Source organism: Klebsiella sp. Sb-30 (assembly GCF_057652795.1).
The window spans coordinates 5124997-5148240 of record NZ_CM172749.1; the positions used below are offsets into that span (position 1 = coordinate 5124997).

Consider the following 23244-nt stretch of genomic DNA (forward strand, 5'->3'; position numbering starts at 1 on the left):
TCAGAACCTCAGGCCAGTGATAAAGGATACCAGGCGAACCAGAATACCATCCAGTCCCCACAGGATCAGTGACATTACCGCAGTAACCGCAGCAACAATCAGCGTGGTGTGCAGCGTTTCCTGGCGAGTTGGCCAGATAACCTTGCGGACTTCGGTTCTCGCTTCGCGGGCGAAGGCGACGGTCGCCTTACCTTTAGTGGTTAACAGCGCGACGCCACCGGCAGCAGCGATCAGAATCACTACAGCCAGCGCACGCACCGCCAGCATAATGTCACGATAAAGGAAGTTGCCTACGATGGCCACAATCAGCAGCGCAGCAACGATCACCCACTTCATCGCTTCCAGGCCGCGCCCGCTCCCTTGAGCTTCGGTATTCGCACTCATAAACCAACCTGTCACAAGAATTCAGACAAATAATTTTGCCCCGCGAGAGCGAGGCAACCAAACCGAAATGCTCTGCTGCGTTTCGGACTTAACGCCCTCTACAGAGCCTGTCTCAGCAATGATTATGGCAAAAAAAATCACTGATGAGCCAGGTTCTGGTTCGAAAGCGTGCAAAAAGGGCATCAAATGATGCCCTTTTATTGCGCATTGCGTCAAATGTTATCAGCGATTAGCCGAGAACTTTTGCTACCACGCCCGCGCCAACGGTACGGCCGCCTTCACGGATTGCGAAACGCAGACCATCGTCCATCGCGATCGGGTGAATCAGGGTAACAACCATTTTGATGTTGTCGCCCGGCATGACCATCTCTACGCCTTCCGGCAGTTCGATGGTGCCAGTCACGTCAGTTGTACGGAAGTAGAACTGCGGACGGTAGCCTTTGAAGAACGGAGTATGACGGCCGCCTTCGTCTTTGGACAGAATGTACACTTCAGATTCGAACTTGGTGTGCGGCTTGATAGAGCCCGGCTTAGCCAGTACCTGACCACGTTCGATTTCTTCACGTTTGATACCACGCAGCAGAACACCAACGTTCTCACCAGCACGGCCTTCGTCCAGCAGTTTGCGGAACATTTCAACGCCAGTACAGGTAGACTTCGCAGTCTCTTTGATACCAACGATTTCAACTTCTTCGCCCACTTTGATGATACCGCGCTCTACACGACCGGTAACAACGGTACCACGACCGGAGATGGAGAATACGTCTTCGATCGGCAGCAGGAACGGCTTGTCAATCGCACGCTCTGGTTCCGGGATGTAAGAATCCAGGTAGCCAGCCAGTTCGATGATTTTCGCTTCCCAGTCTGCTTCGCCTTCCAGCGCTTTCAGAGCGGAACCACGAACGATCGGCGTGTCGTCGCCCGGGAAGTCGTACTGAGACAGCAGCTCACGGACTTCCATTTCAACCAGCTCCAGCAGCTCTTCGTCATCAACCATGTCGCATTTGTTCAGGAACACGATGATGTACGGAACGCCTACCTGACGACCCAGCAGGATGTGCTCACGAGTCTGCGGCATCGGGCCGTCAGTCGCAGCAACAACCAGGATCGCACCATCCATCTGAGCAGCACCGGTGATCATGTTTTTAACATAGTCGGCGTGGCCCGGGCAGTCTACGTGTGCGTAGTGGCGAGTCGGGGTGTCATATTCAACGTGAGAAGTGTTGATGGTGATACCACGAGCTTTCTCTTCCGGCGCGTTATCGATCTGGTCGAATGCGCGAGCAGAACCACCGTAGGTTTTAGCCAGAACGGTAGTGATTGCAGCAGTCAGCGTTGTTTTACCATGGTCAACGTGGCCGATAGTACCGACGTTAACGTGCGGTTTTGTACGTTCAAACTTTTCTTTAGACATCGATTGTCCCTCTAAGACACGGATAAATCGGTGATATCACCACATCAACCGGGCAACATGCCCGACTTGTTGAATGCAATAAACAGAGAGAAACAGGGAAGGAGAGATAAAGAAGTGGTGCTGATACCCAGAGTCGAACTGGGGACCTCACCCTTACCAAGGGTGCGCTCTACCAACTGAGCCATATCAGCACGTCTGGAGCGGGCAGCGGGAATCGAACCCGCATCATCAGCTTGGAAGGCTGAGGTAATAGCCATTATACGATGCCCGCATCCTGAAACTCGGCTACCCAGTTCTTTCTATAACAAAAAAAAGAGACTTATCTCTTTTTCTGTTTGAGTTGATTAGTTTAACCAAGCAACTCTGGCTCCGCAAAGCGTTGCCGAAAGATGGTGGTGGGGGAAGGATTCGAACCTTCGAAGTCGATGACGGCAGATTTACAGTCTGCTCCCTTTGGCCGCTCGGGAACCCCACCAGGCACTTGATGGTGCCGACTACCGGAATCGAACTGGTGACCTACTGATTACAAGTCAGTTGCTCTACCTACTGAGCTAAGTCGGCATCAAGTAGCGCGCATTTTAGGGAGACCTGCGAGTTCATGCAACTAAAAAATTGCATAAAATGTTCCATTGCTCATATTTTGTGCTCAAACAAGGAAAATCGTTGCAATTTCAAACAACGGAGCACAAAAAAACGGCATTTACCTAAGCGTAAATCGTACGCTGACCCGGGATATTTTGTTCAAGACCGGCATTTTTGACCTCCCGGGCGATTTCCTGAGCACCTCTGCATACGATAATCGATCTTTTAGCCCGCAAAGCAGATATTCCAGCTTCGCCTGGCTGCATCGCTGACGACTCCCTTCCGCGGCATTTATCGCTCACGTAACCTGAGCGCTCTATTCACCTGTTTAGTAATTACCTGCGCACCCCGCTCTTGTGATGTCTGCATTAGAAAGCACTATCCGATGAGTTTTTTTCTTATTATTCCTCGCAATCTGGTGTTACCCTCCTGCCCATTGTCCTGATTAACTTGTGTGAAGCATCCCTCGCTGCATTTGATTCGGCGATGCTAAGAACATGCTTATGAGCAAAAAAGAGCAGACGTTAATGACACCCTATCTACAATTTAACCGCAACCAATGGGCTGCACTTCGTGATTCCGTTCCGATGACGCTGACAGAGGAAGAAATCACGCGGTTAAAAGGCATCAACGAAGATCTTTCTCTTGAAGAAGTTGCCGAGATCTATTTGCCGCTGTCGCGTTTGCTTAATTTCTATATCAGTTCTAACTTGCGCCGTCAGGCCGTGCTGGAACAATTCCTCGGAACTAACGGGCAACGCATTCCCTATATCATCAGTATTGCCGGGAGCGTTGCGGTAGGGAAAAGCACAACGGCGCGCGTATTACAGGCGCTGCTCAGCCGCTGGCCGGAACATCGTCATGTTGAATTGATAACGACCGATGGCTTCTTGCATCCTAACGCCGTATTGAAAGAACGCGGGCTGATGAAGAAGAAAGGCTTCCCGCAATCCTATGATATGCATCGTCTGGTCAAGTTCGTCTCCGACCTGAAATCCGGTATCCCTAACGCTACCGCTCCGGTTTATTCGCATCTGATTTATGATGTGATCCCCGATGGAGATAAAACCGTCGCGCAGCCGGACATTTTGATTCTGGAAGGATTAAATGTTTTACAAAGCGGGATGGATTATCCTCATGATCCGCACCACGTATTTGTATCTGACTTCGTTGACTTTTCGATATATGTTGATGCGCCCGAAGAGTTGCTAAAAACATGGTATATCAACCGCTTCTTAAAATTCCGTGAAGGGGCTTTTACTGACCCGGACTCTTATTTCCATAATTACGCAAAGCTTTCCAAAGACGAAGCTGTGAACATTGCCACCTCATTATGGAATGAGATTAACCTGCTGAATTTAAAAGAAAACATATTACCAACTCGTGAACGAGCCAGTCTTATCATGACGAAAAGTGCTAATCACTCCGTTGATCAGGTTCGGTTACGGAAATAACGATTACAGAAAATAAAAAGGGAGCCTGGGCTCCCTTTTTATTCAGTTTATTCTGCACTGCGCAATGATATCTCACCACCAACCCAGGGTTTTATCACGCCATCCTGCTCAAGCAATAACGCGCCCTGAGTATCGATACCGCGCGAAATACCAAATATTTCTTTATCGCCAATAATAAGCTTCACCGGGCGGTTGAGGAAGTTATCTAATTTTTCCCAACGCGTCAGATAAGGCGCCAGGCCATCCTGCTCAAAGAGCTGCAGGCCCGCACGAAGCTCTTTAATCAGGCGCGCGGCCAGCGTATTACGATCGATAGATACGCCAGCTTCCTGCAAGCTAATCCATCCCTGGTTTACGACATCTGACTCGACGTGACGCATGGCCAGGTTGATCCCCGCCCCGCTGACTATCTGTGCCGCATCGCCGGTTTTTCCCGTCAGCTCAACCAAAATACCTGACAGTTTACGATCCTGAAGATAGAGGTCATTTGGCCACTTCACCCGAACTTTATCAGCCCCCAGGCTCTGGAGCACTTCTGCAATAACAATCCCGATGACCAGACTCAATCCCACTGCGGCAGCGGGCCCTTGCTCAAGCCGCCAGTACATCGAGAGATAGAGGTTTGCGCCAAAGGGAGAAAACCACTTGCGCCCTCGACGACCGCGGCCGGCCTGCTGATATTCAGCAACACAGGCATCGCCGGATTGCAATTCATTAAGACGATCCAGCAAATACTGGTTCGTCGAGTCAATAACGGGAAGCACTGTTACCCGTCCATGTTCGATCTGTGCAGCGATTCGCTGTTCATCTAATAGCTGGATCGGCTCTGGCAGGCTGTAACCTTTTCCTGGGACGGTGAACACATCAACTCCCCAGTCGCGGAGAGTCTGAATATGTTTATTGATTGCCGCCCGACTCATTCCCAGACGCTCGCCAAGTTGCTCTCCGGAATGAAATTCGCCATCCGCTAAAATTGATATCAATGTCAGGGGGATTGTATTATCTCTCATGCAATAGCCTCCTCGGCATTCACTTCACCGGTTGCGCCAATAAAGCGGACTTCCGGCTGGAGCCAGACATTGAACTTCTCGCCTACCTGCTGACGGACATAATGCGCCAGCTTAATGACATCGTCGCTGGTTGCCTGATTAGCATTGATTAATACTAAAGCCTGCTGACGATGCACCGCGGCCCCGCCGATGGTTTTCCCTTTCAGCTGGCATTGATCGATTAGCCAGCCTGCGGCCAGTTTTATACGCCCATCTGCCTGCGGGTAGTGCGGAGCATTCGGGAACATGGCCAGTAGCGTCTGCCCTTTCCCGGCATCAATCACCGGATTTTTAAAGAAACTGCCGGCATTTCCACTCACCTTCGGATCAGGGAGCTTAGTCATTCGCATATGACAAACGGCGTCAAACACCTGACGCGGAGTCACGGTCTGTCGGTCAAGGCGGGTCAGGTCACCGTAGGTTAATATCGGATCCCAGACCTTTGTCAGGCGGAGACCTACCGCAACGATGGCAAAGCGATCCTGGTATTCATGTTTGAAAATACTGTCACGATAGCCAAAACGGCATTCACTCGCAGAAAGACGCTGCTTATGGCCAGTTGCCAGCTCGATACAATCAACATACTGGCAAACACGCTGTAGCTCGACGCCATATGCGCCGATATTCTGAATCGGGGAAGAGCCTGCACACCCAGGAATCAAGGCGAGGTTTTCCAGACCCGGCATGTCATTATCCAGCGTAAACTGCACCAGTTGATGCCAGTTTTCTCCGGCGCCAACGTGTAGATGCCAGGCATCAGGTGTTTCCGTGACCTCAATTCCCATGATGCGGTTGATTATCACCGTACCGGCATAATCCTTCAGGAAGAGTACGTTGCTCCCCTCACCAAGGATCAAAACGGGCTGATCCTCTGCAGTGGCCTGTTGCCATGCGGACAATAGCTGCTGTTCATTTTCAGCACGTACAATCGCTTTGGCCATGCGGTCAATGCCAAAGGTGTTCCAGGGTTTGAGGGAGTGATTCATAGTGGCTTCCTGATGCAAAATCTGCACTAGTTTACCGTATCTGCTGGGGGAAGGCTTGCTTGATTGCGGCCAGGCGGCTATTCAGGATGTTTTAGTTTTTCATGGATAAAGACGCAAAAAGCCCGTCGGTGAGGACGGGCTTCTGACTGATTTGATGCCTGGCCGTTTATGGCGGACATCCTGCCCCGGTGAGTGTTTCCCGACAAACAACAGATAAAACAAAAGGCCCAGTCTTTCGACTGAGCCTTTTGTTTTATTTGATGCCTGGCAGTTCCCTACTCTCACATGGGGAGACCCCACACTACCATCGGCGCTACGGCGTTTCACTTCTGAGTTCGGCATGGGGTCAGGTGGGACCACCGCGCTATCGCCGCCAGGCAAATTCTGTTTTCACCCCGCATTCCTGCGCGATGATTTAATCTGTAATCAAGCTGAACATTCGTCTCTTCGCCAAAACAGCTTCGGCGTTGTAAGGTTAAGCCTCACGGTTCATTAGTATCGGTTAGCTCAACGTATCGCTACGCTTACACACCCGACCTATCAACGTCGTCGTCTTCAACGTTCCTTCAGGACCCTTAAAGGGTCAGGGAGAACTCATCTCGGGGCAAGTTTCGTGCTTAGATGCTTTCAGCACTTATCTTTTCCGCATTTAGCTACCGGGCAATGCCATTGGCATGACAACCCGAACACCAGTGATGCGTCCACTCCGGTCCTCTCGTACTAGGAGCAGCCCCCCTCAATTCTCCAGCGCCCACGGCAGATAGGGACCGAACTGTCTCACGACGTTCTAAACCCAGCTCGCGTACCACTTTAAATGGCGAACAGCCATACCCTTGGGACCTACTTCAGCCCCAGGATGTGATGAGCCGACATCGAGGTGCCAAACACCGCCGTCGATATGAACTCTTGGGCGGTATCAGCCTGTTATCCCCGGAGTACCTTTTATCCGTTGAGCGATGGCCCTTCCATTCAGAACCACCGGATCACTATGACCTGCTTTCGCACCTGCTCGCGCCGTCACGCTCGCAGTCAAGCTAGCTTATGCCATTGCACTAACCTCCTGATGTCCGACCAGGATTAGCTAACCTTCGTGCTCCTCCGTTACTCTTTGGGAGGAGACCGCCCCAGTCAAACTACCCACCAGACACTGTCCGCAACCCCGATTAGGGGTCTACGTTAGAACATCAAACATTAAAGGGTGGTATTTCAAGGTTGGCTCCACGCAGACTGGCGTCCACGCTTCAAAGCCTCCCACCTATCCTACACATCAAGGCTCAATGTTCAGTGTCAAGCTATAGTAAAGGTTCACGGGGTCTTTCCGTCTTGCCGCGGGTACACTGCATCTTCACAGCGAGTTCAATTTCACTGAGTCTCGGGTGGAGACAGCCTGGCCATCATTACGCCATTCGTGCAGGTCGGAACTTACCCGACAAGGAATTTCGCTACCTTAGGACCGTTATAGTTACGGCCGCCGTTTACCGGGGCTTCGATCAAGAGCTTCTCCTTACGGATAACCCCATCAATTAACCTTCCGGCACCGGGCAGGCGTCACACCGTATACGTCCACTTTCGTGTTTGCACAGTGCTGTGTTTTTAATAAACAGTTGCAGCCAGCTGGTATCTTCGACTGATTTCAGCTCCATGAGCAAGTCACTTCACCTACCATCAGCGTGCCTTCTCCCGAAGTTACGGCACCATTTTGCCTAGTTCCTTCACCCGAGTTCTCTCAAGCGCCTTGGTATTCTCTACCTGACCACCTGTGTCGGTTTGGGGTACGATTCGTTGTTACCTGATGCTTAGAGGCTTTTCCTGGAAGCAGGGCATTTGTTACTTCAGCACCGTAGTGCCTCGTCATCACACCTCAGCGTTGAATAAACGACCGGATTTACCTAATCGTTCCGCCTACATGCTTAAACCGGGACAACCGTCGCCCGGCTAACATAGCCTTCTCCGTCCCCCCTTCGCAGTAACACCGAGTACAGGAATATTAACCTGTTTCCCATCGACTACGCCTTTCGGCCTCGCCTTAGGGGTCGACTCACCCTGCCCCGATTAACGTTGGACAGGAACCCTTGGTCTTCCGGCGAGCGGGCTTTTCACCCGCTTTATCGTTACTTATGTCAGCATTCGCACTTCTGATACCTCCAGCAACCCTCACAGGCCACCTTCAACGGCTTACAGAACGCTCCCCTACCCAACAACACATAGTGTCGCTGCCGCAGCTTCGGTGCATGGTTTAGCCCCGTTACATCTTCCGCGCAGGCCGACTCGACCAGTGAGCTATTACGCTTTCTTTAAATGATGGCTGCTTCTAAGCCAACATCCTGGCTGTCTGTGCCTTCCCACATCGTTTCCCACTTAACCATGACTTTGGGACCTTAGCTGGCGGTCTGGGTTGTTTCCCTCTTCACGACGGACGTTAGCACCCGCCGTGTGTCTCCCGTGATAACATTCTTCGGTATTCGTAGTTTGCATCGGGTTGGTAAGTCGGGATGACCCCCTAGCCGAAACAGTGCTCTACCCCCGAAGATGAGTTCACGAGGCGCTACCTAAATAGCTTTCGGGGAGAACCAGCTATCTCCCGGTTTGATTGGCCTTTCACCCCCAGCCACAAGTCATCCGCTAATTTTTCAACATTAGTCGGTTCGGTCCTCCAGTTAGTGTTACCCAACCTTCAACCTGCCCATGGCTAGATCACCGGGTTTCGGGTCTATACCCTGCAACTTAACGCCCAGTTAAGACTCGGTTTCCCTGCGGCTCCCCTATACGGTTAACCTTGCTACAGAATATAAGTCGCTGACCCATTATACAAAAGGTACGCAGTCACCCCATAAAGAGGCTCCCACTGCTTGTACGTACACGGTTTCAGGTTCTTTTTCACTCCCCTCGCCGGGGTTCTTTTCGCCTTTCCCTCACGGTACTGGTTCACTATCGGTCAGTCAGGAGTATTTAGCCTTGGAGGATGGTCCCCCCATATTCAGACAGGATACCACGTGTCCCGCCCTACTCTTCGAGTTCACAACGTGTGCATTTTAGTGTACGGGGCTATCACCCTGTACCGCCGGACTTTCCAGACCGTTCCACTAACACACGCGCTGATTCAGACTCTGGGCTGCTCCCCGTTCGCTCGCCGCTACTGGGGGAATCTCGGTTGATTTCTTTTCCTCGGGGTACTTAGATGTTTCAGTTCCCCCGGTTCGCTTCGTTAAGCTATGTATTCACTTAACGATAGTGCAACGAATTGCACTGGGTTTCCCCATTCGGAAATCGCCGGTTATAACGGTTCATATCACCTTACCGACGCTTATCGCAGATTAGCACGTCCTTCATCGCCTCTGACTGCCAGGGCATCCACCGTGTACGCTTAGTCGCTTAACCTCACAACCCGAAACTGTTTCGTAAAACAGTCCGCGTTGCGAAAATTTGAGAGACTCGAACACACCGCTTTTCCTCTCTTATTACGGAGAAAGGAAACAGTGTGTCGTTTCAATTTTCAGCTTGATCCAGATTTTTAAAGAGCAAAACTTCGCAGCATACCTTTTCAGGTACACTCTGAAGTTTTCTTGTTGTGCCGCAGTAAAGGATGGTGGAGCTATGCGGGATCGAACCGCAGACCTCCTGCGTGCAAGGCAGGCGCTCTCCCAGCTGAGCTATAACCCCATCGTAATGCTAAATCTCTTGTACCGGTAATTCAGACTGAGACAAGGCGTGGAAGGACGAAACATACTGAAGTATGCGAGTCGTTTCACAACGCAGTATTCAGGATGAATTTGGTAGGCCTGAGTGGACTTGAACCACCGACCTCACCCTTATCAGGGGTGCGCTCTAACCACCTGAGCTACAAGCCTGCAGAGATTTTTTACTGCTTATTTTTCATCAGACAATCTGTGTGAGCACTACAAAGGCAGGTTCTTTCAGGTAAGGAGGTGATCCAACCGCAGGTTCCCCTACGGTTACCTTGTTACGACTTCACCCCAGTCATGAATCACAAAGTGGTAAGCGCCCTCCCGAAGGTTAAGCTACCTACTTCTTTTGCAACCCACTCCCATGGTGTGACGGGCGGTGTGTACAAGGCCCGGGAACGTATTCACCGTAGCATTCTGATCTACGATTACTAGCGATTCCGACTTCATGGAGTCGAGTTGCAGACTCCAATCCGGACTACGACATACTTTATGAGGTCCGCTTGCTCTCGCGAGGTCGCTTCTCTTTGTATATGCCATTGTAGCACGTGTGTAGCCCTACTCGTAAGGGCCATGATGACTTGACGTCATCCCCACCTTCCTCCAGTTTATCACTGGCAGTCTCCTTTGAGTTCCCGACCGAATCGCTGGCAACAAAGGATAAGGGTTGCGCTCGTTGCGGGACTTAACCCAACATTTCACAACACGAGCTGACGACAGCCATGCAGCACCTGTCTCAGAGTTCCCGAAGGCACCAAAGCATCTCTGCTAAGTTCTCTGGATGTCAAGAGTAGGTAAGGTTCTTCGCGTTGCATCGAATTAAACCACATGCTCCACCGCTTGTGCGGGCCCCCGTCAATTCATTTGAGTTTTAACCTTGCGGCCGTACTCCCCAGGCGGTCGACTTAACGCGTTAGCTCCGGAAGCCACTCCTCAAGGGAACAACCTCCAAGTCGACATCGTTTACAGCGTGGACTACCAGGGTATCTAATCCTGTTTGCTCCCCACGCTTTCGCACCTGAGCGTCAGTCTTTGTCCAGGGGGCCGCCTTCGCCACCGGTATTCCTCCAGATCTCTACGCATTTCACCGCTACACCTGGAATTCTACCCCCCTCTACAAGACTCAAGCCTGCCAGTTTCAAATGCAGTTCCCAGGTTGAGCCCGGGGATTTCACATCTGACTTAACAGACCGCCTGCGTGCGCTTTACGCCCAGTAATTCCGATTAACGCTTGCACCCTCCGTATTACCGCGGCTGCTGGCACGGAGTTAGCCGGTGCTTCTTCTGCGAGTAACGTCAATCACTAAGGTTATTAACCTTAATGCCTTCCTCCTCGCTGAAAGTACTTTACAACCCGAAGGCCTTCTTCATACACGCGGCATGGCTGCATCAGGCTTGCGCCCATTGTGCAATATTCCCCACTGCTGCCTCCCGTAGGAGTCTGGACCGTGTCTCAGTTCCAGTGTGGCTGGTCATCCTCTCAGACCAGCTAGGGATCGTCGCCTAGGTGAGCCATTACCCCACCTACTAGCTAATCCCATCTGGGCACATCTGATGGCATGAGGCCCGAAGGTCCCCCACTTTGGTCTTGCGACGTTATGCGGTATTAGCTACCGTTTCCAGTAGTTATCCCCCTCCATCAGGCAGTTTCCCAGACATTACTCACCCGTCCGCCGCTCGTCACCCGAGAGCAAGCTCTCTGTGCTACCGCTCGACTTGCATGTGTTAGGCCTGCCGCCAGCGTTCAATCTGAGCCATGATCAAACTCTTCAATTTAAGTTTGATGCTCGTGAATTAAACTTCGTAATGAATTACGTGTTCACTCAGAGACTTGGTATTCATTTTTCGTCCGAGGACGTTAAGAATCCATGTCACTTTGAGTGCCCACACAGATTGTCTGATAAATTGTTAAAGAGCAGTGCGACGGCGCTGAGCGCTCTGTCGCGAGGTCCCGTATAATACGTTTTCCTCACTCAGAGTCAAGCATTTATTTTTGCTTTTCTCTGCCGGTGTTCATCGCTGAACCCCGCTAACCCGGCGGCCTGTAAGCCGTTGTTCCGTGTCAGTGGAGGCGCATTATAGGGAGTTCTGAGACGTTGACAAGCCCTGTTTTAAAAAAACTTTTCAACCGCTCAAATTCCCGCCATCACGCCCATTTTATGGGCTATTTGCTCGTCATTTGTGCGACTTCCCGCGCAAAATTGGCAACCTGCTTCCAGTCGGTATAGACAACTTCTTTACTGGTATCCGTTTCACCGCCGGTCATCTTCATTATCAGACGAATCATGACGCGATCGTACCAACTATAGCGCGGGTAGCGCAGCGCGCCGGCAAACACCGCGCTGCGCTGCGGTTGCCATGGTGAATTGAGCAGAAACTTACGCGTATAGCTATTTGTCTGCGGCGTGCGCTTCTCCGGCTTACGCGCCACGAGGTTCACCGAGAAAAACGCCCCCGGCAGCGCATTCAACGACTGCAGGTGTTTCTTCACGAAACGGTCCAGCGCCGGATGAAAGTGTCCGTAACGAATCGATGCACCAATCACCACGCGATCGTAGTGGCGCCATTCAACCTCTTCAGTACGGTTGAGATTAACCGTATCCGCATCGATACCCAGCTCTTTCAGCTCAGAGGCCAGGAAGGAGGCAATTTCACGCGTCTGCCCGTCGCGGGTAGAGAATAATATCAACGTTTTCACAAGCACTCCTGTTATTCGCGCCAGAAAGTGGGGGTAAAGAGCACCAGTAAGGTGAACACTTCCAGACGACCAAACAGCATATTAGCAATCAAGATCCATTTCGCGACCGGGTTCATTGTCGCGAAGTTGTCCGCCACTACGCCAAGTCCTGGCCCGAGGTTGTTTAACGTTGCCACAACCGAGGCGAAAGCAGAAAAGTCATCCACTCCGGTCGCGATGATCGCCAGCATGCTAATAATGAACACCAGCGCATAGGCAGAAAAGAATCCCCACACCGCCTCCAGAATACGTTCCGGCAGCGCACGGTTACCTAACTTAATACTGTATACCGCATTCGGATGCACCAGACGCTTGAGTTCCCGGTTCCCCTGTTTGAACAACAGCAGTATACGGATAACCTTCAGCCCGCCGCCCGTCGACCCGGCACAACCGCCAATAAATGCCGAGCACAATAGCAGCACCGGCAGGAATAACGGCCAGCGCGCGATACTGTCGGTGGTAAAGCCCGCGGTCGTCGCCATTGAGACGACCTGGAAGAAGGCCTGATTCAGCGTCGTCAGCGCCGAGCTATACACATCATGCAACCACAACACCAGCGTACAAATCACCACCAGCGTCAGTTGGACACCAATAAACATGCGGAATTCAGGATCGCGCCAGTACACCTTCAGACTGCGCCCGCTGAGCAATGAAAAATGGAGGCCATAGTTACAGCCTGAGATCAGCAGGAAAACCGCAATAATCGTGTTAATGGTTGGACTGTTAAAATACCCTACGCTGGCGTCATGCGTAGAAAAGCCGCCGATCGCGATAGTCGAAAAGCTGTGACCGATAGCATCAAATGCCGGCATACCCGCGAACCAGAGCGCAAGCGCACAGGCGACCGTCAACAGCACGTAGATAAGCCACAGCGTTTTGGCCGTCTCGGCGATACGCGGGCGCATCTTATTGTCCTTCAGTGGCCCCGGCATTTCCGCCCGATACAACTGCATCCCACCGACGCCCAGTATCGGCAGTATTGCTACTGCCAACACAATGATCCCCATACCGCCAAACCACTGCAGCATCTGTCGATAAAAGAGGATGGCATGTGGTAAAGAGTCCAACCCCACCAGCGTGGTGGCGCCGGTCGTAGTCAGGCCTGAGAATGACTCAAAAAACGCATCTGTTATCGTCAGATTCGGTTGTTCGGCGAAAATAAACGGTAGCGCACCGACGCTGCCCAGCACGGTCCAGAAGAGGACGACAATCAGAAAACCCTCGCGGGATTTCAGTTCGCCCTTCTCACGGCGGTTCGGCCACCATAATAGAGAGCCTATCGCCAGCGCGACAAAAAAGGTCTGGGTAAACGCCCGCCCCGCGCCATCGCGGTATATCAGGGCCACTAATCCCGGAAGGATCATCGTCCCCGAAAACAAAATGACCAACAGTCCAACGATTCGGGTTATGGCGCGAAAATGCATCTCTGGCGCTTCCTTTGGTATGCAAAAAATCAGGTGGGGATTATTCGTCAATCTTCAGTAATTGCAACGAACCACGACTAAAATCAGCCAGTTTTGTCGAAAAAGACGCCACTTCAGCTTGCGGAAGCGCCACACGAAGCTGGACGGAGGCCTGATAGTCACTGGCGACAATTTGTCCTGAGAACTGAGCCAACAGCGTTTCAACTCCGGCTAACTGCCCGTACTCACACTGCAAAGTATATGCGGTCAACGGCGTCTTGCGCTGCGTTGTCAGCCCGGCAAGCGCCTGATGGACGCCGCCGCCATACGCTTTAACCAGACCGCCGGTACCAAGTAAAATACCGCCGTAGTAGCGTACCACGACGGCCGTTATTTCGCCGACGCCGCTGCCCATCAGCTGCGCCAGCATAGGTTTACCCGCGGTGCCTGCCGGTTCGCCATCGTCAGAAAAACCCAGCTGTTGAGAGTCATTGGGTGGCCCGGCCACCCACGCCACACAATGATGACGGGCGTCAGGGTGCTCCGCCCTGACGGACTCAACAAACGCCTTTGCCGCTACCACGCCGTCAGTATGTGCCAACAGCGTGATAAAACGACTTTTTTTGATCTCTTCGACAAAGGTCACCGGCGCGGCCGGTATCAACCAGCTTTCCATTACGCCAGTTTCAGGTCACGCGTCATATTTTCAACACTGTTTTCGTGGATGACGACGTTATCTTCAATACGGATGCCGCCAAACGGCTTCAATGCTTCAATTTTTTGCCAGTTGAAGTGTTTGCTAAACTGCCCTTCACGCCACGGCGCCAGCAGAGATTCAATAAAGTAGATGCCCGGCTCGATGGTCAGCACCATACGCGGCTGCAAAATACGCGTGCAGCGCAGATAGGGATACTTCGACGGCGCCGCCAGATGGGTACCGGTATCATCCTGCATGAAACCGGCCACATCATGGACCTGCAGGCCCAGCGGATGGCCAATACCGTGCGGCATAAACGGTCCGGTCAGATCGTTTTCAACCATGGCCTCTTCGCTCATGTCGGTCACGATCTGGTGCTTACGCAACAGTTTAGCAATGCGTTGGTGGAACTGGATGTGGTAATCCACATAGCTTTTTCCAGCCTTCATCGTGCTAATCAGAGCCAGCTGCTCATCGTTAACGTCTTTAATCAAATGGGCAAAGTCATTATCGCCGTGTGCCGCCCAGGTACGCGTCAGGTCTGCCGCATAGCCGTTATATTCCGCTCCGGCATCCAGTAAGAAGCTGCGCGCTTCTGCCGGCGCACGATGATCCAGTTTGGTGTAATGCAGTACAGAGGCATGTTCGTTAAGCGCCACGATATTGCTGTAAGGCACATCGGTGTCGCGATGACCGGTAGCCGTCAGATACGCCTGGTTGATATCGAATTCGCTCATTCCTGAGAGGAATGCTTCATGGGCCGCGCGATGCCCGTTAACCGCCGACTTCTGCGCTTCGCGCATGCAGGCCAACTCATAATCGGTCTTAAAGGAACGATAGTAGTGCAGGAAATCAATCACCCCTTTCGGGTTGATATGACTGGCAGCGATCTCCAGACCAAGCGCACGCTCCGGCACCGGCCCGATATAGGCGATATTGCCGCGCGCCGCAGGCAGCTGGCTGCCAATACCGTCGGCTTTCGGCAGGGCAATCACTTCAACCTCTTCCGTCCAGAACGAGGTCGGCAGCGGTTCAACGTTATGCCAGTAATCAACCGGCAGGTAGAACCACAGTTTCGGTTTGTTGACGCCATCAACCAGCAGCCAGCAGTTGGGCACCTGCGTCACCGGGACCCAGGATTTAAATTGCGGGTTGACCTTAAACGGGTACGGATGATCGTCCAGGAAGACATTGACCAGCTCACCGGAGTGAATCAGCAACGCATCAAGGTTAAAACGAGCTAAAGCATCACGGGTACGTTCTTGTAGGGTAACGATATGATTTTTATAGAGCGCGGCTAGTGATTCCATCTTTCATCCTTTGCTTTTATTCGATCGTAATTCCCCGCATCTTAGCACATCGGCCCCGGGCAGGGTGATTTCCGCCAGGTGTGATCAGACCAGCATTTATTTAAAGACTCATTTGCAATTCTTTAACATAAATCCCACACTCCGTTGCATCTGGTACGACCAGATCACATTGCTGGATTCAGGAGACTGACATGCTCTACAAAGGCGACAACCTGTACCTCGACTGGCTGGAAGATGGCATTGCCGAACTGGTGTTCGATGCTCCCGGCTCGGTGAACAAGCTCGATACCGCAACCGTAGCCAGCCTCGGTGAGGCGCTGGACGTACTCGAAAAACAACACGATCTTAAGGGGCTGTTGCTGCGCTCCGGGAAAGCGGCCTTCATTGTCGGCGCTGACATCACCGAATTTTTGTCCCTGTTCCTGGTACCACAGGAGCAGTTGAGCCAGTGGCTCCATTTTGCCAACAGCGTCTTTAACCGCCTGGAAGATTTACCGGTACCGACTATTTCTGCGGTGAACGGCTATGCGCTGGGCGGCGGCTGCGAGTGCGTGCTGGCGACGGACTACCGTCTGGCTACGCCGGATCTGCGTATCGGCCTGCCGGAAACCAAACTGGGTATCATGCCGGGCTTTGGCGGCTCAGTACGAATGCCGCGTCTGCTCGGCGCCGATAGCGCGCTGGAAATTATTGCCGCCGGGAAAGATGTCAGTGCCGATCAGGCGCTGAAAATCGGCCTCGTCGACGGTATCGTTAAACCAGAGAAACTGCGCGATGGCGCACTCGCCATTCTGCGTCAGGCCATTAATGGCGACCTGGACTGGAAAGCGAAGCGCCAGCCGAAGCTGGAGCCATTGAAGCTCAGTAAAATTGAAGCGGCCATGAGCTTCACTATCGCCAAAGGCATGGTGGCGCAGACCGCCGGGAAACACTATCCGGCGCCGATAACAGCGGTAAAAACCATCGAAGCGGCCGCTCGTTTCGGCCGCGAAGAGGCGCTGAATCTGGAAAACCAAAGTTTTGTCCCGCTGGCGCACACCAAAGAGGCCCGCGCGCTGGTCGGTATCTTCCTTAACGATCAGTATGTCAAAGCCAAAGCGAAGAAGCTGACCAAAAACGTTGAGACGCCGAAACAGGCCGCCGTGCTGGGGGCCGGGATCATGGGTGGCGGTATCGCGTATCAGTCCGCCTGGAAAGGCGTGCCGGTGATCATGAAGGACATTAACGACAAATCGCTGACGCTCGGCATGAACGAAGCCGCTAAGCTGCTCAACAAGCAGCTTGAGCGCGGCAAAATCGATGGGCTGAAGCTGGCCGGCGTTATTGGCACGATTCACCCGACCCTCGATTATGCTGGTTTTGAGCGCGTAGATGTCGTGGTCGAAGCCGTCGTCGAGAATCCGAAAGTGAAAAAGGCCGTGCTGGCGGAAACCGAAGAGAAAGTCCGCCCGGATACGGTTCTGGCTTCTAACACTTCAACGATTCCAATCGGTGAACTGGCCAGCGTCCTGAAACGTCCGGAAAACTTCTGCGGTATGCACTTCTTTAACCCGGTGCATCGCATGCCGCTGGTAGAAGTGATTCGCGGGGAAAAAACCTCAGATGACACCATCGCAAAAGTCGTGGCCTGGGCGAGCAAAATGGGCAAAACGCCGATCGTGGTTAACGATTGCCCCGGCTTCTTCGTCAACCGCGTGCTGTTCCCCTACTTTGCGGGATTCAGCCAACTACTTCGCGACGGCGCGGACTTCCGCAAAGTCGATAAGGTGATGGAGAAACTGTTCGGCTGGCCAATGGGCCCGGCATACCTGCTCGACGTGGTCGGCATCGACACCGCACACCACGCGCAGGCGGTGATGGCCGCCGGCTTCCCGCAGCGCATGCAGAAAGATTATCGCGACGCGATCGACGCGCTGTTCGACGCCAGCCGTTTCGGCCAGAAAAACGGTCTCGGCTTCTGGCGGTATAAAGAAGACAGTAAAGGCAAACCGAAGAAAGAAGAAGACCCGGCCGTCGACGCCCTGCTGGCGGAAGTCAGTCAGCCAAAACATGACTTCAGCGACGATGAGATTATCGCCCGGATGATGATTCCGATGGTCAACGAAGTGGTCCGCTGCCTGGAGGAAGGCATTATCGCCAGCCCGGCGGAAGCGGATATGGCGCTGGTTTATGGTCTCGGCTTCCCTCCGTTCCACGGCGGCGCATTCCGCTGGCTGGATACCCTGGGCAGCGCAAAATATCTCGATATGGCGCAGCAGTACCAGCACCTCGGTCCGCTGTATGAAGTGCCGGAAGGACTGCGTAATAAAGCACGCCATAACGAACCCTATTATCCCCCGGTAGAACCAGCCCGCCCGGCGGGCGTTCTGAAAACGGCTTAAGGAGTCACAATGGAACAGGTTGTCATTGTTGATGCAGTTCGCACCCCGATGGGCCGTTCGAAGGGCGGCGCCTTTCGCCACGTGCGCGCGGAAGACCTCTCTGCGCACCTGATGCGTAGCCTGCTGTCGCGTAACCCGTCGCTTGATCCGGCCGCGATTGACGATATTTACTGGGGCTGCGTACAGCAAACGCTGGAGCAAGGTTTCAACATTGCGCGTAACGCCGCGCTGCTGGCCGAGATTCCGCATTCGGTACCGGCCACGACGGTCAACCGCCTGTGCGGTTCATCGATGCAGGCGCTGCACGATGCGGCGCGCATGATCATGACCGGCGACGCCAGCGTCTGCCTGATTGGCGGCGTGGAGCATATGGGCCACGTCCCGATGAGCCATGGCGTGGATTTTCACCCGGGTCTGAGTCGTAACGTGGCAAAAGCGGCCGGTATGATGGGGTTGACCGCCGAAATGCTGGCGCGTCTGCACGGCATCAGCCGGGAAATGCAGGACCAGTTCGCCGCGCGTTCCCACGCTCGCGCATGGGCGGCAACGCAGTCCGGCGCATTTAAAGCGGAAATCATTCCGACAGGCGGCCATGATGCCGACGGCGTGCTGAAGTCATTTAACTATGACGAAGTGATCCGCCCGGAAACGACCGTGGAAGCGCTGGCTGCATTAAGACCCGCATTCGATCCGGTGACCGGCACCGTCACGGCAGGAACTTCATCCGCGCTCTCCGACGGCGCAGCCGCCATGTTATTAATGAGCGAAAGCCGTGCCCGCGAACTGGGGCTGAAACCGCGCGCTCGCGTGCGCTCCATGGCGGTGGTCGGCTGTGACCCATCGATTATGGGTTATGGTCCGGTACCGGCATCAAAGCTGGCGCTGAAAAAGGCCGGACTGGCTACCAGCGATATCGACGTTTTTGAAATGAATGAGGCCTTTGCCGCGCAGATCCTGCCGTGCATTAAAGATCTTGGCCTGATGGAGCAGATCGACGAGAAGATCAATCTCAACGGCGGCGCGATTGCCCTGGGTCACCCGCTCGGCTGCTCCGGCGCACGTATCAGTACAACCTTGATTAACCAGATGGAGCGTAAAGACGCACAGTTCGGTCTGGCTACCATGTGTATTGGTTTAGGTCAGGGCATTGCGACGGTATTCGAGCGTGTTTGATTAAAGAGTTATCTCAAAACCATGGGTGCCAGAACAAGGCGGCAAGCGAATGGCCAATTCGTCAGGAACGAATTTGAACAGCCGAAGGCTGCCTTTGGTGAGGGACGCGGATGTCCCTTATTCATCCCGATGAACTTACCCACCGTCAGTGATTCGGGTGAATAAGCGCAGCCAACGCAGTTATGGTGACCATGGCGAAGAGAGGGGGTTTAGTTGCCGTTTTTCCCGCCTGTCAGGGGCGGGTTTTTTATTTCTGCCGTTCTCTTCCCTCTCCCTGAAGAAGAGGGCATGAGAATCAGATAAAGGCAAACGCATCGCCAAACAGGCGATCTTCGCGGGCATTGCGCTCATTGCAGAACAGCTCACGGGCAATTTTTGCCATTTCGAAGCGGCCGGCAATATAAATATCATGCTCTGCCAGAGTGCCATAGTCCTGCAGTACCGCGGTCAACACGGTGCCAGAGCGCCCACGCCACTCTTCTTCCGGCTGTTCCACCACCGGCTCAACACGCAGACCCGGGTGCTCCACGCTCAGCGCTTCCAGCTCTGCCAGATCGTAGAGATGTTTCGCTTCGCGACCGCCCCAGTACACTGCGATATCGCGGTTCGGGTTACGAGCCAGCGCCGTGAGCAGAATGGAACGCACATAGGAGAACCCGGTTCCTCCGGCGATGAGAATGAGCGGACGATCTTCGTCCTCACGCAGCCAGGCCTCACCATGCGGAATATCAACCTCGATCTCGCGCTCTTTCAGAATGCGATCCATCACCGCCATCGCATACAGGTTGAGCTCAGAGGCGCCGATATGCAGTTCAATACATTCCTGCTCCGCCGGAGTGGAAGCCATGGAGAACGGACGCTTGTCACGCTCGTCCATTACCACCATCAAATATTGACCAGCGCGGAAAGAAAACGCCGCTTCCGGCACTAATCGAACGCGATACACGGTATCGGTAATTGCCTCCACCGAGGTCACTTTACAGCTTAAGGTTGTCATGCGTCCCCTCTGTCGGGTCTATAGAGCAAAACAGCGGCGTTAGCCCCGCTTACTGTTATTTAAAGATAGCCAGCTCATCCCAGATGGCGTCAACGCGCGCCGTCACCTCAGGATCCTTCTTAATAGGACGACCCCATTCACGCTGGGTTTCGCCTGGCCATTTATTTGTGGCATCCAGCCCCATTTTTGAACCCAGGCCGGAAACCGGCGAGGCAAAATCCAGATAATCGATCGGCGTATTTTCTACCAGTACCGTATCACGAGCCGGGTCCATTCGGGTAGTAATCGCCCAGATCACGTCGTTCCAGTCGCGTGCATTAACGTCATCATCGCAGACGATCACGAACTTGGTGTACATAAACTGGCGCAGGAATGACCACACGCCCATCATGACGCGCTTGGCATGTCCGGCGTACTGTTTCTTCATCGTGACCACGGCCAGACGATAAGAGCAACCTTCCGGCGGCAGGTAGAAATCAACAATTTCAGGGAACTGCTTTTGCAGAATCGGCACGAAGACTTCATTCAGCGCGACGCCCAGGACCGCAGGTTCATCCGGCGGGCGTCCGGTATACGTTGAATGATAAATCGCATCTTCACGCTGAGTGATATGCGTAACCGTAAATACCGGGAAATTATCCACTTCATTGTAGTAGCCGGTATGATCGCCGTACGGCCCTTCCGGCGCCATTTCACCTGGCTCAATATACCCTTCCAGCACAATTTCCGCGCTGGCCGGTACTTCAAGATCGTTGGAAATGCACTTGACCACTTCCGTTTTGGTGCCGCGTAGCAGGCCGGCAAACGCATACTCTGACAGCGTATCGGGAACCGGAGTGACGGCCCCAAGGATGGTCGCCGGGTCAGCGCCCAGCGCCACGGAAACCGGAAAACGTTCGCCCGGATGAGCCGCACACCACTCCTGAAAATCCAGCGCGCCGCCGCGATGGGAGAGCCAGCGCATGATCAGCTTGTTCTTACCAATGAGCTGCTGGCGATAGATGCCCAGGTTCTGCCGTTCCTTATGCGGACCGCGAGTAACCGTCAGTCCCCAGGTAATCAGCGGGGCAGCATCTTCTGGCCAGCAGGTCATGATCGGGATACGCGTCAAATCAACGTTGTCGCCTTCAATGATCTTTTGCTGGCAGGGTGCTCCGCGCAGGCGCTTTGTCGGCATATTCAAGACCTGCCTGAACTGCGGCAGCTTATCGAACAGATCGCGAAAGCCTTTCGGCGGTTCCGGCTCTTTCAGAAAAGCCAGCAGCTTACCCACTTCACGCAACGAGCTGACATCCTCCTGCCCCATTCCCATGGCGACGCGGCGCGGAGTGCCAAACAGATTGCACAACACGGGCATGGTGTAGCCTTTGGGGTTTTCAAAAAGCAGGGCCGGGCCGCCGGCACGTAAAGTGCGATCGGCAATTTCGGTGATCTCAAGGTGCGGATCGACCGGCAGGGATATTCTTTTCAGTTCGCCCTGCTGCTCCAGTAATGTCAGAAAGTCGCGTAGATCGTGGTATTTCATGGAGTTATTATTAACCTCTATACAGGCGGCTGATTATACGGTGTTCGCCAGCGCCATGCTGTACTTTTGTTAAATTAGAGTGAAAGAACATAGAATTTTTGATTTCACTTATATTGGCTTTCGCGATCGCCCCAGGCTTTTGTTATGCTTGCAGCTAATAGAGTGGAAAGAGTTATTATGCAAGCCTGGTATTTACTGTATTGCAAACGTGGGCAGCTTCAGCGCGCCCAGGAACACCTCGAACGACAGGCAGTGAATTGCCTGATGCCGACGATCGCACTGGAAAAAATCATCCGCGGCAAACGCACTACGGTCAGTGAACCTTTGTTCCCCAATTACCTGTTTGTCGAATTCGATCCGGAAATTATCCACACTACAACTATCAGCGCCACGCGAGGTGTGAATAACTTCGTGCGCTTTGGCGCCCAGCCAGCCACGGTACCGTCCGCGGTCATTCACCAGCTCTCTATCTATAAGCCGGAAGGCATCACCGACCCGGAAACGCCGCACGAAGGTGACTTCGTCTTGATTACCGACGGCGCGTTTGAAGGCCTGCAGGCTATCTTTAGCGAACCGGATGGTGAAGCGCGCTCCATGCTGCTGCTGAATCTGCTTAACAAACAGGTACTGCAAAGCATCAAAAATACCGACTTTCATAAAATCTGACGGTACGCTTAAAAACGGATGCCAAAGAGCGTTCTGACATTCGTGTCAGCGATCTCTTCCAGCCGCTGAGCCTCCTCCCCGCGCCATCCCGCAATACTGGCCAGAATATGCGGCAGATATACCGGTTCATTGCGCCGGGAAGCGGGCTTCGGGCTAAGGTCGCGGGGCAGCAAATACGGGGCATCCGTTTCAATCAACAGGCGTTCTGCCGGGATATCCGGCAACAGCGCGCGCAGCTCCAGTCCGCGTCGCTCGTCGCAGACCCAGCCTGTAATGCCAATATACAAACCGTGGTTCACACAGGCACGCATTTCTTCGCGGGTTCCGGTAAAGCAGTGCAGCACCGCACCAGGCAGTTTATCCAGCCAGGGCGTCAGGAGCGTCAGAAAACGTTCATGGGCATCGCGGCAGTGCAAAAAAACCGGCATAGACAGCTCGGCTGCCAGCGCCAGCTGTGCGCTGAAGGCGGCCTCTTGCTCCTGAGGAGTAGAAAAGTTGCGGTTGAAGTCCAGCCCACATTCGCCGATAGCGATGACCTCCGGCTGGCGCGCCAGCTGAAAGATGGAGTCGGCCACCGCTGCCGTCCAGCTGCTGCTGTCATGCGGATGCACGCCGGCGGTTGACCAGCAGCGGGTATAGCGATGTGCCAGCTGCCGGGCCTGCTCGCTTTCATGCAGGTTAGTCCCGGTGAACAGCATGCCGGTCACGCCCGCCGCCTGAGCGCGGGCCACGACCTCATCGCGATCGCGGGAAAACTGTGGACTGGTCAGATTGACGCCGATATCAAACATCGCTTCTCCAAT

General features: G+C 53.5%; 15 protein-coding genes, 6 tRNA genes and 3 rRNA genes. 4 read left to right on the plus strand and 20 right to left on the minus strand.

Annotated elements, in window-relative coordinates:
• The 6 genes from secE to AC236I_RS23945 form a co-directional block, all read right to left on the minus strand.
• Positions 1 to 384, minus strand: coding sequence for a preprotein translocase subunit SecE (gene secE / locus AC236I_RS23920; protein ID WP_004118411.1), 384 nt, complete (start codon positions 382 to 384; stop codon positions 1 to 3).
• Between the two features lie 229 nt (positions 385 to 613).
• Positions 614 to 1798, minus strand: a complete 1185-nt coding sequence (tuf, locus tag AC236I_RS23925) for an elongation factor Tu (protein WP_004118409.1) — start codon at positions 1796 to 1798, stop codon at positions 614 to 616.
• A 115-nt stretch (positions 1799 to 1913) separates the two neighbouring features.
• A tRNA-Thr gene (locus AC236I_RS23930) sits at positions 1914 to 1989 on the minus strand.
• Between the two features lie 5 nt (positions 1990 to 1994).
• Positions 1995 to 2069 (minus strand) — tRNA-Gly (locus tag AC236I_RS23935).
• Positions 2070 to 2188: 119 nt separating this feature from the next.
• Positions 2189 to 2273 (minus strand) — tRNA-Tyr (locus AC236I_RS23940).
• 10 nt (positions 2274 to 2283) lie between these two features.
• Positions 2284 to 2359, minus strand: a tRNA-Thr gene (locus tag AC236I_RS23945).
• A gap of 524 nt (positions 2360 to 2883) precedes the next feature.
• Here AC236I_RS23945 and coaA point away from each other — a divergent pair.
• Complete coding sequence (coaA, locus tag AC236I_RS23950) at positions 2884 to 3834, plus strand: type I pantothenate kinase (RefSeq protein ID WP_015585388.1); 951 nt, start codon at positions 2884 to 2886, stop codon at positions 3832 to 3834.
• Between the two features lie 47 nt (positions 3835 to 3881).
• Here coaA and birA read toward each other — a convergent pair whose 3' ends face one another.
• The 11 genes from birA to pepQ form a co-directional block, all read right to left on the minus strand.
• Entirely contained in the window at positions 3882 to 4844 is a 963-nt protein-coding gene (birA, locus tag AC236I_RS23955; RefSeq protein WP_004118405.1) for a bifunctional biotin--[acetyl-CoA-carboxylase] ligase/biotin operon repressor BirA, read from the minus strand.
• On the minus strand, positions 4841 to 5869 hold the full coding sequence (gene murB, locus AC236I_RS23960) for a UDP-N-acetylmuramate dehydrogenase (RefSeq protein WP_015585389.1): 1029 nt from the start codon (positions 5867 to 5869) through the stop codon (positions 4841 to 4843). Before murB ends, birA begins: the two co-directional genes overlap by 4 nt.
• A gap of 262 nt (positions 5870 to 6131) precedes the next feature.
• A 5S ribosomal RNA gene (gene rrf / locus AC236I_RS23965) occupies positions 6132 to 6247 on the minus strand.
• 93 nt (positions 6248 to 6340) lie between these two features.
• Positions 6341 to 9247 (minus strand): 23S ribosomal RNA (locus tag AC236I_RS23970).
• Positions 9248 to 9453: 206 nt separating this feature from the next.
• Positions 9454 to 9529, minus strand: a tRNA-Ala gene (locus AC236I_RS23975).
• Between the two features lie 111 nt (positions 9530 to 9640).
• Positions 9641 to 9717: transfer RNA gene (locus AC236I_RS23980), tRNA-Ile, on the minus strand.
• 71 nt (positions 9718 to 9788) lie between these two features.
• Positions 9789 to 11328 (minus strand): 16S ribosomal RNA (locus AC236I_RS23985).
• Together the 16S, 23S and 5S rRNA genes with 2 tRNA genes alongside form the textbook arrangement of a ribosomal RNA operon.
• Before the next feature lie 388 nt (positions 11329 to 11716).
• Positions 11717 to 12250 (minus strand): menaquinone-dependent protoporphyrinogen IX dehydrogenase, encoded by a 534-nt coding sequence (gene hemG / locus AC236I_RS23990; protein WP_032718488.1) that lies wholly within the window; start codon positions 12248 to 12250, stop codon positions 11717 to 11719.
• A gap of 11 nt (positions 12251 to 12261) precedes the next feature.
• Entirely contained in the window at positions 12262 to 13713 is a 1452-nt protein-coding gene (gene trkH / locus AC236I_RS23995; RefSeq protein WP_004119068.1) for a Trk system potassium transporter TrkH, read from the minus strand.
• 40 nt (positions 13714 to 13753) lie between these two features.
• Positions 13754 to 14368, minus strand: coding sequence for an IMPACT family protein (locus AC236I_RS24000; RefSeq protein ID WP_015585390.1), 615 nt, complete (start codon positions 14366 to 14368; stop codon positions 13754 to 13756).
• Complete coding sequence (pepQ, locus tag AC236I_RS24005; protein ID WP_004869689.1) at positions 14368 to 15699, minus strand: Xaa-Pro dipeptidase; 1332 nt, start codon at positions 15697 to 15699, stop codon at positions 14368 to 14370. The genes AC236I_RS24000 and pepQ overlap by 1 nt, the downstream gene beginning before the upstream one ends.
• Before the next feature lie 191 nt (positions 15700 to 15890).
• Between pepQ and fadB the strand changes: the two genes are divergently transcribed.
• Together fadB and fadA are read left to right on the plus strand one after the other, a co-directional pair.
• Positions 15891 to 18080: a fatty acid oxidation complex subunit alpha FadB gene (gene fadB, locus AC236I_RS24010; RefSeq protein WP_004869686.1), complete on the plus strand. Its 2190-nt coding sequence runs from the start codon at positions 15891 to 15893 to the stop codon at positions 18078 to 18080.
• A gap of 9 nt (positions 18081 to 18089) precedes the next feature.
• The gene (gene fadA, locus AC236I_RS24015; RefSeq protein ID WP_004869684.1) at positions 18090 to 19253 is read left to right on the plus strand and encodes an acetyl-CoA C-acyltransferase FadA; all 1164 of its coding nucleotides are present in this window, start codon (positions 18090 to 18092) and stop codon (positions 19251 to 19253) included.
• Between the two features lie 295 nt (positions 19254 to 19548).
• On the opposite strand, the gene fre is transcribed toward fadA, so the two are convergent.
• Entirely contained in the window at positions 19549 to 20250 is a 702-nt protein-coding gene (fre, locus tag AC236I_RS24020) for an NAD(P)H-flavin reductase (RefSeq protein ID WP_004869682.1), read from the minus strand.
• A gap of 55 nt (positions 20251 to 20305) precedes the next feature.
• Positions 20306 to 21775, minus strand: a complete 1470-nt coding sequence (gene ubiD, locus AC236I_RS24025) for a 4-hydroxy-3-polyprenylbenzoate decarboxylase (RefSeq protein ID WP_015585392.1) — start codon at positions 21773 to 21775, stop codon at positions 20306 to 20308.
• Positions 21776 to 21952: 177 nt separating this feature from the next.
• On the opposite strand from ubiD, the gene rfaH reads away from it, so the two are divergent.
• Entirely contained in the window at positions 21953 to 22441 is a 489-nt protein-coding gene (rfaH, locus tag AC236I_RS24030; RefSeq protein ID WP_004869678.1) for a transcription/translation regulatory transformer protein RfaH, read from the plus strand.
• An 8-nt stretch (positions 22442 to 22449) separates the two neighbouring features.
• Here the strand turns inward: rfaH and tatD are convergent, their stop codons facing one another.
• Positions 22450 to 23244 (minus strand): 3'-5' ssDNA/RNA exonuclease TatD, encoded by a 795-nt coding sequence (tatD, locus tag AC236I_RS24035; RefSeq protein ID WP_160873640.1) that lies wholly within the window; start codon positions 23242 to 23244, stop codon positions 22450 to 22452.

Bases quoted from the DNA above. Each gene is read 5' to 3' on its own strand.
- secE (WP_004118411.1), bottom strand. From the start codon at position 384: ATGAGTGCGAATACCGAAGCTCAAGGGAGCGGGCGCGGCCTGGAAGCG.
- tuf (WP_004118409.1), bottom strand. From the start codon at position 1,798: ATGTCTAAAGAAAAGTTTGAACGTACAAAACCGCACGTTAACGTCGGT.
- coaA (WP_015585388.1), top strand. From the start codon at position 2,884: ATGAGCAAAAAAGAGCAGACGTTAATGACACCCTATCTACAATTTAAC.
- birA (WP_004118405.1), bottom strand. From the start codon at position 4,844: ATGAGAGATAATACAATCCCCCTGACATTGATATCAATTTTAGCGGAT.
- murB (WP_015585389.1), bottom strand. From the start codon at position 5,869: ATGAATCACTCCCTCAAACCCTGGAACACCTTTGGCATTGACCGCATG.
- trkH (WP_004119068.1), bottom strand. From the start codon at position 13,713: ATGCATTTTCGCGCCATAACCCGAATCGTTGGACTGTTGGTCATTTTG.
- AC236I_RS24000 (WP_015585390.1), bottom strand. From the start codon at position 14,368: ATGGAAAGCTGGTTGATACCGGCCGCGCCGGTGACCTTTGTCGAAGAG.
- pepQ (WP_004869689.1), bottom strand. From the start codon at position 15,699: ATGGAATCACTAGCCGCGCTCTATAAAAATCATATCGTTACCCTACAA.
- fadB (WP_004869686.1), top strand. From the start codon at position 15,891: ATGCTCTACAAAGGCGACAACCTGTACCTCGACTGGCTGGAAGATGGC.
- fadA (WP_004869684.1), top strand. From the start codon at position 18,090: ATGGAACAGGTTGTCATTGTTGATGCAGTTCGCACCCCGATGGGCCGT.
- fre (WP_004869682.1), bottom strand. From the start codon at position 20,250: ATGACAACCTTAAGCTGTAAAGTGACCTCGGTGGAGGCAATTACCGAT.
- ubiD (WP_015585392.1), bottom strand. From the start codon at position 21,775: ATGAAATACCACGATCTACGCGACTTTCTGACATTACTGGAGCAGCAG.
- rfaH (WP_004869678.1), top strand. From the start codon at position 21,953: ATGCAAGCCTGGTATTTACTGTATTGCAAACGTGGGCAGCTTCAGCGC.